The sequence below is a fragment of the Clostridium sp. AUH-JLR23 genome, assembly GCF_964238065.1.
In the GTDB taxonomy this organism is placed as follows: Bacteria; Bacillota_I; Bacilli_A; order Erysipelotrichales; family Coprobacillaceae; genus Allocoprobacillus; species Allocoprobacillus merdigallinarum.
Map to the genome: position 1 here is coordinate 5,250 of NZ_CAXSKY010000003.1, position 18,575 is coordinate 23,824.

19 protein-coding genes and 2 pseudogenes are annotated in these 18,575 nt (G+C 33.2%); 20 read left to right on the plus strand and 1 reads right to left on the minus strand.

The features are described 5' to 3' along the window. The 19 genes and pseudogenes from ACESR5_RS02010 to ACESR5_RS02100 form a co-directional block, all read left to right on the plus strand. The coding region (locus ACESR5_RS02010) for an MBG domain-containing protein (protein WP_373153973.1) at window positions 1-1,111 on the plus strand (1,111 nt) is incomplete at its 5' end. A gap of 305 nt (window positions 1,112-1,416) precedes the next feature. Then, window positions 1,417-2,598 (plus strand): iron-containing alcohol dehydrogenase, encoded by a 1,182-nt coding sequence (locus ACESR5_RS02015; RefSeq protein ID WP_373153974.1) that lies wholly within the window; start codon window positions 1,417-1,419, stop codon window positions 2,596-2,598. A 12-nt stretch (window positions 2,599-2,610) separates the two neighbouring features. Beyond that, window positions 2,611-3,444: an SDR family oxidoreductase gene (locus ACESR5_RS02020; protein ID WP_087298306.1), complete on the plus strand. Its 834-nt coding sequence runs from the start codon at window positions 2,611-2,613 to the stop codon at window positions 3,442-3,444. 3 nt (window positions 3,445-3,447) lie between these two features. Next, a complete protein-coding gene (locus ACESR5_RS02025; protein ID WP_373153976.1) occupies window positions 3,448-4,392 on the plus strand; it encodes an aldo/keto reductase in 945 nt (314 codons plus the stop codon). Window positions 4,393-4,431: 39 nt separating this feature from the next. Further along, entirely contained in the window at window positions 4,432-4,938 is a 507-nt protein-coding gene (locus tag ACESR5_RS02030; RefSeq protein WP_087304951.1) for a flavodoxin, read from the plus strand. Between the two features lie 9 nt (window positions 4,939-4,947). Continuing rightward, window positions 4,948-5,100: pseudogene (locus ACESR5_RS02035) on the plus strand (carboxymuconolactone decarboxylase family protein); the annotation flags it as partial. Window positions 5,101-5,158: 58 nt separating this feature from the next. After that, the gene (locus ACESR5_RS02040) at window positions 5,159-6,043 is read left to right on the plus strand and encodes a LysR family transcriptional regulator (protein WP_373153978.1); all 885 of its coding nucleotides are present in this window, start codon (window positions 5,159-5,161) and stop codon (window positions 6,041-6,043) included. Window positions 6,044-6,178: 135 nt separating this feature from the next. Next, the gene (locus tag ACESR5_RS02045; protein WP_373153980.1) at window positions 6,179-6,484 is read left to right on the plus strand and encodes a hypothetical protein; all 306 of its coding nucleotides are present in this window, start codon (window positions 6,179-6,181) and stop codon (window positions 6,482-6,484) included. Window positions 6,485-6,929: 445 nt separating this feature from the next. Further along, entirely contained in the window at window positions 6,930-8,297 is a 1,368-nt protein-coding gene (locus ACESR5_RS02050) for a hypothetical protein (RefSeq protein WP_373153982.1), read from the plus strand. Between the two features lie 170 nt (window positions 8,298-8,467). Beyond that, window positions 8,468-9,214, plus strand: coding sequence for a carboxymuconolactone decarboxylase family protein (locus ACESR5_RS02055; protein ID WP_087936215.1), 747 nt, complete (start codon window positions 8,468-8,470; stop codon window positions 9,212-9,214). A gap of 199 nt (window positions 9,215-9,413) precedes the next feature. Continuing rightward, complete coding sequence (locus tag ACESR5_RS02060; RefSeq protein ID WP_373153984.1) at window positions 9,414-9,950, plus strand: flavodoxin family protein; 537 nt, start codon at window positions 9,414-9,416, stop codon at window positions 9,948-9,950. A 60-nt stretch (window positions 9,951-10,010) separates the two neighbouring features. Next, complete coding sequence (locus tag ACESR5_RS02065) at window positions 10,011-10,496, plus strand: NAD(+) diphosphatase (RefSeq protein WP_087298312.1); 486 nt, start codon at window positions 10,011-10,013, stop codon at window positions 10,494-10,496. Between the two features lie 2 nt (window positions 10,497-10,498). Beyond that, window positions 10,499-11,263: an HAD family hydrolase gene (locus ACESR5_RS02070; RefSeq protein ID WP_373153986.1), complete on the plus strand. Its 765-nt coding sequence runs from the start codon at window positions 10,499-10,501 to the stop codon at window positions 11,261-11,263. Window positions 11,264-11,335: 72 nt separating this feature from the next. Further along, window positions 11,336-12,247 carry a DUF2232 domain-containing protein gene (locus ACESR5_RS02075; RefSeq protein WP_373153988.1) on the plus strand — a complete coding sequence of 304 codons (912 nt, stop codon included), beginning with the start codon at window positions 11,336-11,338 and terminating at the stop codon, window positions 12,245-12,247. An 11-nt stretch (window positions 12,248-12,258) separates the two neighbouring features. Continuing rightward, window positions 12,259-14,223, plus strand: coding sequence for a DHH family phosphoesterase (locus ACESR5_RS02080; protein ID WP_373153990.1), 1,965 nt, complete (start codon window positions 12,259-12,261; stop codon window positions 14,221-14,223). After that, a complete protein-coding gene (rplI, locus tag ACESR5_RS02085; RefSeq protein ID WP_087244834.1) occupies window positions 14,223-14,669 on the plus strand; it encodes a 50S ribosomal protein L9 in 447 nt (148 codons plus the stop codon). The genes ACESR5_RS02080 and rplI overlap by 1 nt, the downstream gene beginning before the upstream one ends. 12 nt (window positions 14,670-14,681) lie before the next feature. Further along, entirely contained in the window at window positions 14,682-16,052 is a 1,371-nt protein-coding gene (dnaB, locus tag ACESR5_RS02090; protein WP_087244835.1) for a replicative DNA helicase, read from the plus strand. Between the two features lie 68 nt (window positions 16,053-16,120). Beyond that, entirely contained in the window at window positions 16,121-16,657 is a 537-nt protein-coding gene (locus ACESR5_RS02095; protein WP_373153993.1) for a GNAT family N-acetyltransferase, read from the plus strand. Window positions 16,658-16,812: 155 nt separating this feature from the next. After that, window positions 16,813-17,277, plus strand: a pseudogene (locus tag ACESR5_RS02100) (GNAT family N-acetyltransferase); the annotation flags it as partial. A gap of 43 nt (window positions 17,278-17,320) precedes the next feature. On the opposite strand, the gene ACESR5_RS02105 reads toward ACESR5_RS02100, so the two are convergent. After that, window positions 17,321-17,707, minus strand: a complete 387-nt coding sequence (locus tag ACESR5_RS02105) for a hypothetical protein (RefSeq protein WP_087244837.1) — start codon at window positions 17,705-17,707, stop codon at window positions 17,321-17,323. Between the two features lie 237 nt (window positions 17,708-17,944). On the opposite strand from ACESR5_RS02105, the gene ACESR5_RS02110 reads away from it, so the two are divergent. Beyond that, window positions 17,945-18,535 carry a thymidine kinase gene (locus ACESR5_RS02110; protein ID WP_087244838.1) on the plus strand — a complete coding sequence of 197 codons (591 nt, stop codon included), beginning with the start codon at window positions 17,945-17,947 and terminating at the stop codon, window positions 18,533-18,535. Window positions 18,536-18,575 lie beyond the last annotated feature (40 nt).

The following is an 18,575-nucleotide window of genomic DNA, read 5'->3' on the forward strand; positions in this document are numbered from 1 at the left end:
TACTATTGTTGGAAGTCAAGCAGAACCAACATACAAATGGTATCAAAAAGATGGAGAAGGTTGGAAAGAACTTGAAGAGGCACCATCACAGGCAGGAGACTATAGAATTGTAGTCAGCGTAGCAGGTGATACGAACTATAATGGTTGTGAGGTTTCACAGGAATTCAAGATAACAAAGGCAGAAAGTTCAGCAACAATCAAAGACAAGCTTGATAAAGTCTATGATGGAAAGGCAGTAGAAACGCTAAAGGATCTTACTATTGTTGGAAGTCAAGCAGAACCAACATACAAATGGTATCAAAAAGATGGAGAAGATTGGAAAGAACTTGAAGAAGCGCCAACACAGGCAGGAGACTATAGAATTGTGGTCAGTGTAGCAGGTGATACGAACTATAATGGTTGTGAGGTTTCACAGGAATTCAAGATAACAAAGGCAGAAAGTTCAGCAACAATCAAAGACAAGCTTGATAAAGTCTATGATGGAAAGGCAGTAGAAACGCCAAAGGATCTTACTATTGTTGGAAGTCAAGCAGAACCAACATACAAATGGTATCAAAAAGATGGAGAAGGTTGGAAAGAACTTGAAGAAGCGCCAACACAGGCAGGAGACTATAGAATTGTGGTCAGCGTAGCAGGTGATGCAAACTACAATGACTGTGAAGTTTCACAGGAATTCAAGATAACAAAGGCTATACCAACTTATGAAATACCGAACTTGTCTGATGGATATATAAACGGTTCTTTAAAAGATATTATTTTACCAGATTGTTGGATGTGGGTTAATGAAAATCAAAGTTTTGACAAAATCGGAATCCAAACATTTAATGCTATATATATTCCATCAGATATAATCAATTACGAAATTATTTACAATATTCCATTGAAAGTCAATGTTTTAGGAAAAGAAGAATCATTGTCTGAAAATAAACCATCAATTGATGTTGATATCGCAGAAAATATAGACCATGAATCAGAAAATAATGTTGACAAAAATGACAACACAACTCATATTGTAAAAACTAATGATAATACATTAGTGATTGGTTGGATAGTAGGAATTATAGTATCTGTAAGCTTAATGAGTATAATCATCAAACATAAGAAAAATTAAAGTTTATTTAAATAGTATGTAGAGTTGAAAATAAGGAGTAGTTATCAAACAAGATAACTACTCTTTTTGCGAATGATAAATCATTTAATTTCATTATTATCTTTTAAGAAATATATGTTTAAAATTTGTACAATAAATATGATACTTTCACGTTTGATATAAATAAAAGATGGGTACAGGAAATTGTATGACCCTTCAAAAGAAATGTTTATTGATAAGTAAAACTTATGGATTGGATAAGAAATTGGAATTGTTCCAAAAGAGTAAAAATCATACAATAAAACTAACAAAGGAGGATGCATTTTATGAACGATTTTCAATTTCAAAATACAACCAAAGTCTATTTTGGTCAAAACCAATTACAACATTTACATGAAGAAGTTTTGAAATATGGTGATAAAGTCTTAATTGCACATGGAGGAGATTTTATTCAAAACTCTCCATTATATAGTCGTGTTATCAAAGAGCTAGAATCGCATAAGATTACAGTTTATGAGTTAGGTGCAGTTGAACCGAATCCTAGACATACAACTGTCAATCGTGGTGTCAAAATATGTAAAGAACATGGAATTCAAACAGTCTTAGCTATTGGTGGTGGTTCAACCATTGATTGTTGTAAAGCCATTGCGGCGACAACGTTATCAAATACAGATGATATTTGGGATTTGGTAGAAGGTAAAGCAACTTGGAAAGATGCTTTAGCCGTGATTGCAATGCCAACAATTGCTTCCACTGGAAGTGAAATGGATAAGTCATGCGTGATTGCAAATGTCAAATTAGGAATCAAGAGTGGTATTAATGGGGAACCGATTAGACCCAAAGCTGCATTTCTAGATCCAACAAATACATTGACTGTTCCTGCTTTTCAAACGGCATGTGGGGGATTTGATATTATGGCACACATGTTTGATATGAACTATTTTGTGAATGCCGCAAAATATCCATTACAGTTTAACGTTGTTGAAACATTGTTAAAAACAGTGAGACAGCAGTTACCAATTGCCATTCAAGAACCAGAGAATTATGAAGCGAGAGCTACTATGTTATGGGCAGCAAGCTGGGCATTGAATAGTTTTTGTACATCTGGATTTCAGACACAGGCTTCTTTACATGCCTTAGAACAATTCTCTTCATCTTATGATTTAACACATGGTTTAGCACTAGCAATCCTTATGCCTAAGTGGATGAAGTATTTATTAGATCGAGACGAAACTGTCATTGACGATTTTGCAAGATTTGGAGTCAATGTCATGGATGTTGAAGAGAATGAAGATAAAAAAGCTGTCGCATATCAAGCTATTGAAGCCTTGCAATGTTTTATTAAAGATGAATTAGGATTACCAGTTCATTTATCCGAGTTAGGAATAGATGATAGTCGATTTGAAAAAATGAAAGTAAAAGCATGTTATGGTCAAGAATCCCTGCCAAGAGCATATCGACCATTAACGCAGGAAGATTGTTTCAATATTTATAAAATGTGTTTATAGGAGGTCAAAACAATGAAAGATGTAATGATTGTAACGGGTGCAGGCCAAATCAGTATGGCTATTGCCAGAAGAATTGGTTATGGTAAAAAGATTATAATGGGAGATAAAAGAATTGAAAATGCAAAGACTATTGCAGAAGTAATGAATAATGCAGGATTTGATGTTGTCCCATTTGAAATGGATTTATCTTCTAGAGAATCTATATTCAATATGATAGATGAAGCGAAAAAGTATGGACCTATTACGATGCTGGTCAATGGTGCTGGGGTTTCGCCAAGTCAGGCACCTATTGAAGCTATTTTAAATGTTGATTTATATGGAACAGCAGTTTTATTGGAGGAAGTTGGAAAAGTGATTGAACCAGGTGGTGTGGGAGTAACTATTTCTAGTCAATCAGGATTTAGAATGAAACAATTAACACCTAAGGAAGATGAACAGTTGGCTTGTACGCCAACAGAAGAATTATTAAATTTAGATTTATTAAAAGTTGAAAATATTCAAGATACCTTACATGCTTATCAGTTGGCTAAAAGATGTAATGAAAAAAGAGTCATGGCCCAGTCAGTGAAATGGGGAGAAAAAGGTGCTCGTATTAATGCAATTGCGCCAGGGATTGTCGTTACTCCATTAGCCATTGATGAATTTAATGGACCAAGAGGAGATTTTTATAAGAATATGTTTGCATCTTGTCCAGCTGGTAGACCAGCAACAGCAGACGAAATTGCTAATGTAGCAGAATTATTGATGAGCGATAAAGGGGCTTTTATTACAGGTTCAACATTCTTGATTGATGGTGGTGCAACAGCATCATATTACTATGGACCATTACAACCAAAGGAGAAATAAACAATGGAAAAAAGAAGATTAGGACAAACTGATATGTATGTCAATATGATTGGGCTAGGATGCATGGGATTATCTCATGCCAGTGGAACACCTCTTCCAAAAGAAGAAGCCTTGCAAGTCTTAAAAGAAGCACATCGTATTGGTTATGATTTATATGATACTGCTGAGTGTTATACAGGTGTTTATCCTGATGGAAGTATCAGCAATAATGAAGAAATTGTAGGTGAAGCTATTAAAGATTTTAGAGATGACATTGTTCTTTGTACAAAGTTTGGTGTAGTGCATAAAGGTGACCATCTTGAATTTGATAGTTCACCACAGAAGATTAGAGAATCTATTGAAGGTTCTTTAAAAAGATTACAGACAGATCATATTGATATTTATTATCAACATAGAATTGATCCTCAAGTAGAACCAGAAGTTGTGGCTGGAGTGATGAAGGATTTGATTCAAGAAGGAAAAATCAAAGCTTGGGGCATTAGTGAAGTGAATGAAGATTATTTAAGAAGAGCACATGCTATCTGTCCTGTGACAGTCATTCAAAATAGATATTCTATGATGGCAAGATGGCATGAACATTTGATTGATGTCTGTCAAGAACTTGGAATAACATATATAGCTTTTTCACCACTAGCAAATGGTGCATTGACAGGAGCTTATCATTCTCAAGCAGATTTTAAAGATGATCAACAGGATTTTAGAAGAAACATGCCTCAATATAGTCAAACAGGCATGATCAAAACAAATGCTTTATTAGAAGTTATCAGTCAAGTTGCAAAGAAATATCATGCGACAAATGCTCAAATATCTTTAGCTTGGATGCTTTATAAATTTCCACATCTTATTCCTATCCCTGGTTCACGCAAAATAGACAGATTATCTTCTAACTTTCAGGCAGGGAATATACAGCTTTTAGAAACAGATATTCAAATGATTGATCATCAATGAGAACAGATGGAATTTGAAGTCTTTGGAGGGCATTAAAATATGAAATCTTTAATCGTTTATTTTTCTCATTGTCATGAAAACTATGTGAATGGGGATATTGTTGATTTAGAAAAAGGAAATACACAAGTGGTTGCTCAAAAGATAAGTCAATATATAGATGCTGATTTATTTGAAATAAAACCTTTACATGATTATCCTGTACAATATCATCAATGTACTCAAGTCGCTAAAGAAGAGATAGAAAATCAAAAAAGACCTAAAATTAAAAACATCATTCCCCATTTTGAACAATATCAAAATATTTATTTAGGTTTTCCTAACTGGTGGGGAACTATGCCAATGTGTGTCTGGACTTTTTTAGAAAGTTATCAGTTTGATGGAAAAGATGTTTATCCTTTTATAACTCATGAAGGAAGTGGCTTTGGAAGAAGTTTACAGGATTTAAAAACAATCATTCCTCATGCTTATATTCATGAAGGACTCGCTATTTTGGGTCACCAGGTATATGAAAGTGAAGACAAAATAAAAAGTTGGGTAGGTGAATAAATCATAATAACAAAAAAAGCACTTGATTATCGACAAAGAGAACTCATCACATTTTGTTTTTTAGTGGCACAAGGTGGATGTGAAGCTCAGTTATCTTCACATATTATTGGTTTTCCAAGAACTTTCAATGCTTTAAAGTGTATTCAAGAGATACAATCATAATCACTGTTGTTTATAAAATCTCTTTTTGATAAAATGGAAACAAGGAGAGTGATAGCTTATGCTACTAAAACAAATGAAATATTTTATAGCTATAGTAGACTATGGAAGTTTTACAGAAGCTGCCGAGCATTGTTTTATTTCACAATCAGCTATCTCTCAACAAATTCAATCATTAGAATCTCAGTTACAAGTTCAATTAATGGTTCGTCAGAAAAGACATTTTGAATTAACCGAAGCTGGTCAATATTTTTATCGACATGCAAAGGCTGTATTGGAAGAAATCGACCAGATCGTTGAGCAAACACAAAGACTGGGAGAAGATCATGAATTAACATTACGCATCGGTTATCCTAAGAATTTTAACTTATTTGAGCTTCAACAGGCTATTACACAATTTTGTGAACTATATCCCGAAGTGAAAATTTCTATTGTAAGTGGAACACATGAAGAATTATTTGAATTACTGGTTAATGGACATATTGATTTAAAAGTGAGTGAACAAAGAAGAGCCTATAATGAAGACTATTATAATTATGAATTGAAGTATAGTGATTCTTATGTAGAAATAGCAATGGGAAATCCTTTAAGTCAAAAAGATATTTTAACAGTAGAAGACTTAAAAACATTATCTTGTATATTAGTTGTGTCTAAAGGATATGAAGACTCTGAAAAGAGTTTTTATGAAAAAGATTTAGCTATATCACATCAATTTTTATATGTTGATTCTTTAGAACAAGCCCGTTTAATGGTAGCAGGAAATCGTGGTTATCTTCCTATTGATGTACTGGGAGAAATGATGACACCTATTCAAGGTATCAAAAGAGTACCTTTATATAAAAATGGAAAACCCATTCAAAGAAACTACTTTGCCTGCTGGCATAAACAACATACAAATTATTACATTGAAGAATTTGCCCAAATGTTAAGGACAGTATTTCAATAAACATACAAAATATCATTCATTATTTATATGAACAAGAATGATATTTTTTCTTTATCAATAGAAATTTTTGAAAAAAAGCCCTTTTTATGGTAAAATTACAAATGTAAAATATCATCAGAAAGGGGCTTGACAAAGATGGAAGCAAGAGTGATACTACAAGCAAACAAGCAAGTTAGTATAACTGTGCCCATTTTCTTGTTAAGCATCGAACATCATCATATTTTAAGGCGTATTCTGCCCTTTTTTATAAAAGGGTGGGATACGCCTTTTCATATTTTGTTGGATGAAAAAATAAAAGAAAGGGTGAGAAAAGATGAAAAAGAAATTTTTAAGCGTATTTTTTTGCTTGTGTATGGTGTTTGTTTTAACACCAGTCACAGTGTTTGCGGCAGAAAACACACTAGACACATGGGATGGGTCAGTGGATACTTCATGGTATGATGCTAATAGTACGGAGTTTCATATTACAACTGCAGAACAGCTTGCAGGACTTGCAGAACTTACCAATATCGGCATCGATACAGGTGCATCTGCAGGCAACTCATTTGAGGATAAGACCATCTATTTGGATTGCGACTTAGACCTTGGAGATTATCCTTGGACACCGATTACAAACAGAGATGTAGATGACGGCCATTTTTTCAAGGGTACTTTCGATGGACAAGGACATACGATATACAACTTGAACCGTCAGGGGACAGGCAAGGATTCTTACGACTCGCTTTTTGGTTATGTGCAAGGCGGCATCATAAAGAATCTGAGCGTTGTGGATGCGAATTTGTGTGCCAATGATTACAGCATGTACCTTGGTATTATCGCGGGTCTGGTAGAGAACGGCAAGATCATAAACTGTTATACATCCGGCACCGTAGAAAGTGTCAATGGTTTGCGAAGCGTAGGCGGAATCATAGGCTCTGGTATGCACGGGACACAAATTATTGGATGTGGTTCTGACGCAAACATTATTAGCAGAAATTCTGAATATAGTGATAGTGTCGGAGGTTTGGTCGGCGAATGGTCAATTGCCAAAGAAACTTCTGTGATTTCAGACTGCTGGTTTAATGGCTCAATCGTTAGTGAAGACCCAGAGTCTATAGTTGGAGGGCTATTGGGTATTTTTTACAAATATGGTGTAGAAGAAAATGTGAAAATCAATAACTGTATGATGGTAACCAGCGATATATCAAGTGCGGAAAAGGAAAATACCGCTGTGATTGCTCATCTGACAGGAACCCCAAATGTTGCTGACTGTTTTTATAAAGAAAGTGATAATGGATATCGTGCCATTACGAAATTAGATAATAATAGTTTTGCGATTGATATGAGTTTTGATTCGACACCATGTGCAAAGGCAATAACTAATTTTACAGACAACGATATTCTCGTTTCATTACAAAACAATGCCTCACAGGGAGTTATATGGGTAGAAGGAATAGAGCACCCGACTTTCAGTTGGGATTTAAAAAACAGATTGGCTGATTACACAGCGGTTAATGTTGCATTAGATAAAGTTCCACAGGATATTTCTGTTTATACAGATGAAACAGTATCTGTTTTGAAACAAGTAATAGACAGTGTTGATACTTCGTTAAGCGCTGCAGAACAGGCAGAAGTAGATGCTATGGCAAAAGCTATTAATGATGCTATTGATGCTCTTGAATACAAGGATGCTGATTACTCAAAAGTAGATGAAGCTATCACTAAAGCAGAAGCCATTCATAAAGAAAACTATAAAGACTTTTCACAAGTAGAAAGTGCAATTCAAGCCGTTGTTCGTGGTAAGAATATTACAGAACAGGCAAATGTAGATAAGATGGCAAAAGCTATTAATGATGCTATTGCAGCTCTTGAATACAAGGATGCTGATTATTCAAAAGTAGATGAAGCTATTGCTAAAGCAAAAGCATTGAATCCAGCTGACTATACTGATTTTTCTGCTGTGGAAGATGCTATGAATAAGGTTGTTCGAGGAAAGAATATTACTGAACAGGATGAAGTAGATGCTATGGCACAGGCTATTGAAACAGCAATCGCCAATTTGGAGAAAAAACCGATTGGTTCTTCAAAACCAGATGGTTCGACGAAACCTGATCAAACACCAGATTTTCCAACTCAAATAACTGAAGGTCAAACAGATAGTACAACAGTTATAAAAACAGGTGACAATAGTCATGTTGTTCTTTGGGGAAGTTTAATTCTTATTTCCGCTGGTATTGCTTTGATATTAGTCGTTCATCGTAAAAAAAGAAACTGAATAATGATTAACGCCTAGATATCACTGATAGTGATAATCGGGCGTTTTCTTTTTAGGATATTTTTATATTTTATAATCATATGGAAATGTTAATAATGAATGAAAATGTTCTGCTATACATTGTGGAAAATCAATGATTTAACATGCTATAATAAAGAGGAGGCTATCTTATGAATAGAATAGAAAGAAGTCAAAAGAAATATGAAGAATTATTTTTAAATCCACAAACATTAGATTTAAAAGATCCTGAATTTATGACACAGCTACAAAGATTGATATTTGGTGAAGTTTTTTATGTTGGAGATTTGACAGATAGACAAAGAGAACTCATCACATGTAGTGTTTTAACAGTTTTACAGACTTTACCACAATTAAAGGCACATCTGAATGCTGCCTTGAATGTAGGTGTTTTACCATTAGAATTAAAAGAATCATTATATCAATGTGCTCCATTTATTGGTTATCCAAGAACATTGAATGCAGTGAATGTATTGAATGAAGTTTTAGAAGGCAGACATATTTCATTACCACTAGATAATCAGACAAGTATAAAAGATGAAGAAAGATATGAAAAAGGATTAGAAATTCAAAAAGAGTTATATGGTGATGAGATTAAAGACAGATATCGTTATTTACCAGATGATGTCGGTGAAGCTTTACCAAGATTTTTAACAGAATGGTGTTTTGGTGACTGTTATACAAGAAAGGTATTAGATATTCCAACAAGAGAATTATTGATCTTTTGTATTTTAACAGCACTCAATGCCTCTGGACAACTTTATGCACATGCTTTAGGAAATATCAAAGTTGGAAACTCTTTACATACACTTTATTATGCATTGATTCAATGCTTACCTTATTTAGGTTTCCCATGTGTGTTTAATGCTTTTAATGCAATTAAAGATTTAGCTGAATAAATATGAATTATAAAGATGGATAGAAATGTTCATCTTTTTTTGTGATTTTGATTGTTGTGAGAAATGTTGGGTTATTGTTTCATGTTGATGTTGAAAGGGGAAAAAGTATGCTTTTTAGCTATGCTGTGAGATTGTTTTTAAGTATTGGACGAAAAAGAATATACACATTAAAATAGGAATAAAGAAAGGATGATGAATAATGAAGATATTGGTTATATATGGAAGTCCACATAAGAAGGGTTCTTCATATTTATTAGCAAATGAATTTATCAAAGGAGTTCAGGAAAATCACCATGAAGTCACTGTTTTTGATGTGGCTCATCATCATATTGCACCCTGTCTAGGATGTGACCATTGTGGAATGAATGGTCCATGTATTCAAAATGATGATATGAGTCAGTTAAGAAAAAACATGCTTGATCATGATATGATTGTTTTTGTCACACCACTTTATTACTTTGGAATATCAGCACAGTTAAAAGCGGCTATTGACCGTATTTATAGTTTTACAATGGAATTATCATCCATACATAAAAAGACAGCTTTTATATGCGCTGCATGGAATAGTTCTCAAGGAACAATGGATGCTGTTAAGATGCATTATGAAGCATTACTTGACTATATGCATTTTCAAGATGTAGGAAGCATTTTAGCAACTGGATGTGGAACACCATCTATGACTTTGCGCTCACCTTTTATGGAAAAAGCATATCAATTAGGGAAAAGTATCCAATAAGGCTCTTGAAATATCAGGAGCTTTTTCTTTATAATAAATTTAATAAAGGGGCTGAAGAGTATGAAATATTGTGATGAATGTGGACATGAATTGATTGAAAAACCATGTGGAATTGATGGGACAATGCCTTATTGTGAACATTGTCAAAAGTTTAAATTTCCAATGTTTAATAGTGCTATTTCTGCTATTATATTCAATCCACAAAAAGATAAGGTATTGTTAATACAACAATATGGACAGGTAGATTATATTTTGGTAGCGGGATATATTAATAAAGGTGAAAATGCAAAACAGACATTAATTAGAGAGATTCAAGAAGAAGTCAATTTGAAAGTTGTTGATTATATGTACAATGATAATGAGTATTATGCAAAAACAAATACGTTAATGCATAATTATGTTGCAGTGGTTGATTCAGAAGATTTTCATTTAACAAATGAAGTGGATCATGCCAAATGGATTCCTGTTGATGAAGTTTTCGATGTTATGAAACAAGGATCATTAGCCCAATCCTTTGTGAAAAGATATTTAGAAAAGAGGGGTTGATTATGAAGAAAATATTTTTCTTTGATATTGATGGAACATTAGCGATACATGGTGTGATTCCTGAAGGGAATCTCAAAGCTTTAAAATTACTTCAGGATCAGGGACATTTCACATTTATATGTACAGGCAGAGCACCATTCTATGCCCAAAATCTTTTTGGAAATCTTGTCAGTGGTCTTATTACATGTAATGGAAGATATATTATATATCAAGGAAAGAAACTGTATGGAAAAGCTTTTTTACCAGAAGAACTGTCATATTATTATGAAAAAATAAAAGCATTCAATGCAGGAGCTATGTTTGTTTCTGATGAGGTTGCCGTTCCTTATTTATTGGATGATGCACAGATTGAAGGTATTAAAGATGAATATGGTATACAACGTATTCAGACAAATGCTTCTTTATTGCCATTTTATACATTTGATTTGTTTTATCATGATCTTCAACAACGTGATACACTGATACAGGCTTTTGATAAAGAATTGGTTATTAATGATCATGGTGGTCATGGCTCATGTGACTGTTCAACCATTGGTTTTGATAAGGGTGATGGTATTGCTTATTTATTGAAATATTTTCATATTGATAAAGAGAATGCCTATGCTTTTGGAGATGGTTATAATGATCAGGCGATGTTTAGAGAAGTCGGACATGGTATAGCGATGGGAAATGCTGTAGATGTTTTAAAACAAAAAGCGACATATATTACAGCTTCTATTGATCAGGATGGTATATTAAAGGCACTACAACATGAAGGAATAGCTTAAAGTTATTCCTTTTTTGTACATGAAGTTTGATTTATGTTATAATAGCGATACTTCAAAGGAAAGGATCTTTATATGGGAAATGTAAAAATAAGAAAAATGGTCCAAGGCGCTATGATTGCCGCTATCTTTGGTGCTTTGTCTATTTTCAATACGTATACAGGCAGTATGTTTGATATATTTATTTGTTATGGCATGGTGATTCCACTTGTCTGGTATAGTTATATATATCGTTTACAGGATGGTCTGTTAGTCAGTTTGATTGCGATGATTGTGATTATGATCACAGGATTACCTTTTTTTGCAATTTCATCATTTTCTTCATGTCTGATTGGTGTTTTTTTAGGTGAAGCTTTAAAACGTCAGGCTTCTCGAGGTGTTTTGTTTTTGGGAACATTATCTCTTACATTTTTCAATAATATCTTGCTTTACGAAGTTTTTGCAGGATTATTAAATATGGATCTGATTGGTGAAATGAAAGAGATGTATATGATGATGGACAATGTTTTTCCTTCCATCACACAGACTTTTCCTTTAACATCATTTCTTTCATTAGCACCCCTTCTTTTATTGATTATGTCATTTCTTGAAATGTATGTGATTATTTTGTTATGTCAAATGGTTTTATCCCGTTTTCATATTCCTTTTCCCAATTCTTTCCACATTGCTTATATGCATTTAAGTCGTCCAATAGGATGTATTTTGACTATAATGCTGGTTGTCAGCTATGTACTAGAACATATTTATGTGATGAATAATATTTATATCACTTATATATATTTGATTTCTTTATTAACTTTGGCTGTTGAAGGCCTTGCCTTTTTGTCATGGCTGGCTATTTTGGAAAATAAACCACGCCTTATCATCCTGGCTTTTTTGGGTATGCTTATTCCATTTATCAATCAAATGTATGTTGTCATAGGAATCGTAGATATATTTAGTGATTTAAGAACAAAACTATTGTATAATAAACATAATGAACAATAAGGAGGGATACAATGATCAGAAAGATATTACAAATCAGGAATCTATTAATGGCTTTATTGGTTGGAGAATGTGGTATATTATTTGGCTTATATCTTTTATTGAATACTCCGATATTGTTGGCTTTTAGTGTATATGCGCTTATTAAAAATGTTATTATTTTCTTGATTGTTGTTTATATTTCTTATGTTTTAGAAAATAATCAATTAAGTGTTGAAGAAGTTTTAAATAAAGATGCTAAAAATGCATTTATATTTGGTGGTATTGCTTTAATTCAGTATGATGAAAATAGAAATATTGTATGGACAAGTGATTTATTAAAGGCCATGAATATTAATATTGCAGGGGTTAAGCTTTTGGAATGGCAACCCCATTTGGCAAGCCTTTTTGATGATGAAGATGTCAAAGTGATTGATATTAAAGGTAAAAAGTTTGAAGCTTATATTAATCAGGGAACTAAGCTGATTTATTTAAAAGATGTCACACAGCTCATGTCTTTACAACAAGATTACTTAGATCAGCAGGTTTGTATGGCTTATATTACAATTGATAATTATGAAGAAACATTGGAAAATGCTGATGAACCTAAGATGGCTTTGATACAATCACGTTCTAGACAAGTTATCGTAGATTGGGCATATTCCAATGGGATTATTATTAGACGTTTTAAATCAGGTGGTTACTTAGCATTTTTTAATGAACGTATTTATCGTAAACAAGTTGAAAATAAATTTGCAATATTAGATACATTTAAAGAAATGTCAAAAGAGTTAGATGAAGTGATGACTTTAAGTATTGGTATTGGTAAAGATTCTCGTGTTTTAAGAGAACTTGATGAAATGGCTTCTGCTGCATTGAATTTAACGTATTCACGTGGTGGTGACCAGGTGGCTGTTAAATCTGGAGAAGATAAGAAAGTCAGATTCTTTGGTGGTAATAGTGATACTTTTGAAAAGAGCAGTAAAGTCCGTGCACGTGTCATTGCACAATCTCTAGCAGGGCTTATCAAAAATGCCAGTCAAGTAATCGTGATGGGGCATAAGAATTCAGATTTGGATTCATTTGGAGCATCACTCGGTGTGGCTAAGATAGCTATGGCCTATGGAAAGAAAACAACAGTCATTGTTGATTTTGAATCCATTGAAAAGAAAACTAAAGAAGTCGCTGTTTTGGTTAAAGCTGATCCACGCTATAAAGGAATGATTCAATCAGCCAATGAAGCAATTGAGCGTGTTGATAAAAATACCTTGTTAATTGTTGTGGATAATCATAAATCCAGTCTAGCACTTTCTAAAGCTTTGTTGGAACGTGTCAAAAATAAGGTTATTATTGACCATCATCGTCGAGGTGAAGAATTTATTGAAGCACCAGTTTTAACATATCTAGAGCCAGCATCTTCAAGTACTGTGGAATTAGTTATAGAGCTTTGTGATTATCAAAATGTAGATTTGAAAATCAATGAACTGGATGCTACAATAATGTATGCTGGAATGCTGGTTGATACAAATAACTTTAAACAGCGAGTGGGTGTGCGTACTTTCCAGTCAGCAGCGCATTTGAAAGAATTACAGGCCAATGTGCCAATGGCTTATGAATTTATTAAAGATTCTTATGAAGAAACGTTGCAGCGTCTTTCTATTGCCCAGACAGCCTATCAGTATCGTCCTGATATTTTGATTGCCTGTGGACAAGAAAGCGAAGAATATAATTCTAGTTTATTAGCTAAATCAAGTAATGCATTGCTTGAAATTAGTGGTATTAAGGCAAGTTTTTCCATTGGTAGAATTTCTAAAACAAAGGTCGCTATCAGTGCGAGAAGTACCAAGGATATGAATGTACAGGTTATTATGGAAGCCTTGGATGGTGGTGGTCATTTCAGTATGGCTGCAGCACAGTTTGAAAATAAAACGATTGAAGAAGTACGTCTTTTATTAGAAGAAAAAATACAAGAATATTTAGATGATAGAGGTGAAGTATAATGAAAGTGATTTTATTACAAGATGTTAAGAAAGTAGGAAAGAAAAACGATATTGTCAATGTTGCTGATGGATATGGACAAAACTTTTTGATTAAAAACAATTTAGCCGTTTTAGCAACTGAACATGGGAAAAAAATGGTTGCTCAAACAAAAGAAAAAGAAAGATTGGAAGAATTAGAAAATAAAAAGAAAGCTGAAGAACTCAAAGAAAAAATTGAAAGTCTAACATTAGAATTTAAGTTATCATCTGGGAAAGATGGTAAAACTTTTGGAAGTATTTCAACGAAAAATGTTGTTGAAGAATTAATGAAAACACATGGAATTAAAGTGGATAAAAGAAAGTTCATTAATGCTAGACCCATACAAGCTTTAGGATATACAAATTTAAAAATTGAATTGCATAAAGGAGTTATTGCGACAATAAAAGTTCATTTATCTGAAAAATAAGGAGGGAAAAAGATGGCTAGAGAATATCCCCATGATTTGGTAGCCGAAAGATCATTGCTAGGATCTATGTTGATATCAAGTGATGTCTGTCAGACTGTTTTATCATTAGCTTCAAAAGATGATTTTTATTTGGATAGCCATCGTATTCTTTTCGAGGCTATGCAAAATATTTATGCTGATAATAGCCCTGTTGATGTCACAACATTAACATCTTATTTAATAGATAAAAAATTGTTAGATAAAACAGGTGGTGTTGAATATCTTTTAGAATTAAGTGAATCAGTGCCAACAACATCTCATAGTGAACATTATTTAAAAAGATTAAATGAAAAAGCTTTGTTGAGAAGATTGATTAAAGAATCAACAGAAATTATTGAAAAAGCTTACGGAGATGTCGAAAATATCAATGATTTTATTGGTGAAGTTGAAAAAGATTTCTTAAATGTCACAAGAGATCGTAATGCCGGTGAATTCCAAAATGTTAAATCGGTGATTCAAAAAGTAACAGATCGTTTGGTGATGTTACAAAAAGCAGATGGGAAGATATCCGGTGTTAAAACTGGATATTATGATTTAGATAAATTAACATCTGGTTTTCAAAAAGGTGATTTGATTATCTTGGCTGCACGTCCATCTGTTGGGAAAACAGCTTTTGCATTGAATGTAGCTTATAATGTTTCTTATAAGTCAGATGAAGCAGTCGCTATCTTTTCACTGGAAATGCCAGCTGAGCAGTTGATTCAACGTATTATCTGTTCAGCAGGAAGTTTAAAAGCTGAATCTTTGCGTTCAGGTTCTATTTTAAAAGAAAGCAGTGAAAGGTATTATGCAGCTGCTGATAAAGTCTCTAAATGTAATTTATATATTGATGATACTCCGGGTATTCGTGTTGGAGAAATTGCTGCGAAATGTCGCCGCTTAAAACGTGAACAAGGTTTAAAGATGATTGTTATTGACTACTTGCAGTTGATTTCAGGACCGGCGAATAGTCGTGAATCTAGACAACAGGAAGTATCAGATATTTCACGACAATTAAAAATGATTGCCAGAGAATTAGAGGTTCCAGTTTTAGCTTTAAGTCAGTTATCTCGTTCCGTTGAAAAACGTGATAATAAGCGACCTGTTTTATCAGATTTAAGAGAATCAGGAGCTATTGAACAGGATGCCGATATTGTTTCATTTATTCATCGTGAAGATTATCAGGATCCTAAAAAAGAAGCTGAAACACAAGGAGCTACCGATATTATTATTGCAAAACACCGTAATGGGGCTTTGGCTGATATACGTCTTGTTTTCTTAAAACAATTTAGTAAGTTTGCCAATCCAGCAAGATCAGATCAGCAAATTAATCCATTAGAAGGTGTTAAAGATTTAAGAACATAAATATTTGACAAAATGAAGGAGTTTGGACTCCTTTTATTTAAAAATGATTTTATAAAGGAGGAACGCTTATGATTTTCACAACCAAAAGGTTAATTCTTAGACCGTGGGAAGAAAGTGATGCGCAAAGTCTTTTTCGATATGCCAGTGATCCTGATGTTGGACCGATTGCAGGATGGCCACCCCATCAAAGTGTGGAACAAAGTTTAGATGTGATACGTCATGTCTTTAATGGTGATGAATGTTATGCGATTTGCAAAAGGGATAGTCATGAAGCTATTGGGGCTATAGAACTAAAACTCAATGGGCATACAGATATGACTGAACGTGATGATGAATGTGAGCTTGGATACTGGCTGGCCAAACCCTATTGGGGAAGAGGCTATATGCCTGAAGCTGGTAGAGAATTGATTCGACATGCCTTTGAAGATTTAGATATGAAGACTATCTGGTGTGGGTATTATGATGGAAATACGAAATCTTTAAGAGTACAAGAAAAGTTAGGATTTATTTATCATCATAGTTGTGATGAGGTTCCTGTACCTTTGTTGAATGAAGTAAGAATAGGTCATACGAATTACATGACAAAAGAATTTTGGGAAAAATAGTGGACAATGGATACGTTGTCTTGTAGGGATATTATTTGTAATTGTGCTTTGTTTAGGTTTCTTTTTTCAAAGTATATTATAGATAAATAATCAGGAGGAATATCATGATTTTAGAAACAGAACGTTTGTTTTTAAGAGAATGAGAACAAAGTGATTTTGATGATTTAGCTCAAATATTACAGAATCCACATGTGATGTATGCTTATGAACATGATTTTTCAACAGAAGATGTTCAGACATGGCTAGATCGTCAAAGAAAAAGATATAAGGAATATGGTTTTGGATTATGGGCCATGATTTTAAAAGAGACAAATGAAATGATTGGTCAGGCAGGGCTGACAATGCAGTCTTATCAGAATACCCAGATATTGGAAGTGGGTTATCTGTTAAAAGAGGAGTTCTGGCATCATGGATATGCCAAAGAAATTGCATTAGGCTGTCAAAAATATGCTTTTGAAAATTTACAGGCAGATCAGTTATATGCCATCATTAAAGTTGATAATATTTCATCTATCAAGGTGGCAGAGGGTCTTGGTATGAAAAAGGTAGATGAGTTTATGACAGGATATTATAACGGAGAGACACTTCATTATCTATATACAATTGAACGTACAAAATAAAATCAATAAAAAATGATAGACATCAAAAGATGAATATCATTTTTTATGTGCGTTTATCAAATTGTTGATGGCATGTTGGGCAGGTAATTGTAATATCACCTTTTCCTTTTGGAACTCTTAAATATTGGTGGCAGTGAGGACATTTTAAATATTTATGTGTTTTACGATATTTCCATTTATTTTTTTGACGATTAAAGAATTTTCTTATTCCAGATGTTTTAGCTAAAAACCATTCATTTTCCATATTACGTTTATAAATTTGTTTAGAAAACATTCTATATAAAGAATAAATAATAACCGCATAACACAAGAATGAAACAAATGGAACAAATAAAGAAATCACAAATAAAATAATATAACTTATAAATAAGAAATTTCCAAACTGATCAACACCATATCTGCCATACATAAAGTTTCTTAACCAATTCATTTTTATCACCGACCTCTATTATAAAGACGAATTATGAATGAAATATGACTTTTTGAATTCTTTATCTTTTAAATTCATTTTATTTGAAGAAATAATTGGAATACCTCCTATTGATAATGAGATTTTTGTTGATGAAAGATAGAAATAACTAATAATCGAATCTTGATTGATTATGTCAAAATATATTCAAAACTTATAGTGTTTGTAGTATAATGGATATTCGTGGAGGTTGAATTTATGTATAATCAATATCGAGAAGGATGGCTTGAAGTGATATGTGGATGTATGTTTGCTGGAAAGACAGAAGAACTCATTCGTCGTATTAATGTTTTATCTTATGCTAAAAAGAAAATAATTGTATTTAAACCTGAAATTGATAATCGTTATTCTGATAAAGAAATCGTTTCACATGCAGGAACGAAAGTCCCTTGTATTGTTGTAAAGGATTCTAAAGAAATTTTAAGATATATTAAACCTGATACAGAAGTAATTGCTGTAGATGAAGTTCAATTTTTTGATAGAGATATTGTTGATGTTTGTGAATACTTGGCTGATAAAGGATTACGTGTGATGGTTGCTGGTCTTGATAAAGACTTTAGAGGTGAACCATTTGGTGTCTTACCAGAATTATTAACACGTGCTGAATTTGTCACAAAGTTGACTGCTGTATGTGCAAAATGTGGTGCACCAGCAACACGTACACAAAGACTTGTGGATGGGTCTCCGGCTTCATTTGAAGATCCTATTGTTTTAGTAGGTGCTGTTGATCATTATGAACCACGTTGTCGACATTGTCATGAGATTTTAAATAAACCACATAAATTTTAAAAGTTCACACTCAAGACATATTTCTCATATATATTAATAG